The sequence below is a fragment of the Streptomyces sp. NPDC051172 genome (genome assembly GCF_040682555.1).
GTDB lineage: Bacteria > Actinomycetota > Actinomycetes > Streptomycetales > Streptomycetaceae > Streptomyces.
The window spans coordinates 646-1010 of sequence record NZ_JBFBBE010000512.1; the positions used below are offsets into that span (position 1 = coordinate 646).

General features: G+C 73.2%; 1 pseudogene. It reads right to left on the reverse strand.

Going from position 1 to position 365, the window contains the following annotated elements:
- A pseudogene (locus AB0N07_RS52335) lies at positions 1-365 on the reverse strand (hypothetical protein); the annotation flags it as partial.

Sequence of the window (365 nt, forward strand, 5' to 3'; positions counted from 1 at the left end):
GGGATCCGAGGGCAGGGGGGCGGCCGGGTCCGCGGAGCTCTGGATGTCCGCGTCGAAGGTGACGTCCAGGGGACCCTCCTTCTCCCGCTGCAGCGCCAGCCGCACGGCATCCATGTAGGAGGTCAGCCCGCCCGGCGGGTCCGGGATGAGGTCGCGGACCGAGCGGTCCTCCACGACCGCCTCCTCGGCGAGGGATGCGGCCAGGGGCAGTGCCACCGCGACCGGGATGGGGGTCACCGTGCCGATCCAGAAGCCCGCCAGGGTCTTCAAGGGCAACGGGGTGGGGATCACGATGCGCCGGGACCGGCCGGCGGCCTTGGCGTAGTCCACCCGCACGCTCGCGAACGACTGGGGGTGTCCGTTGC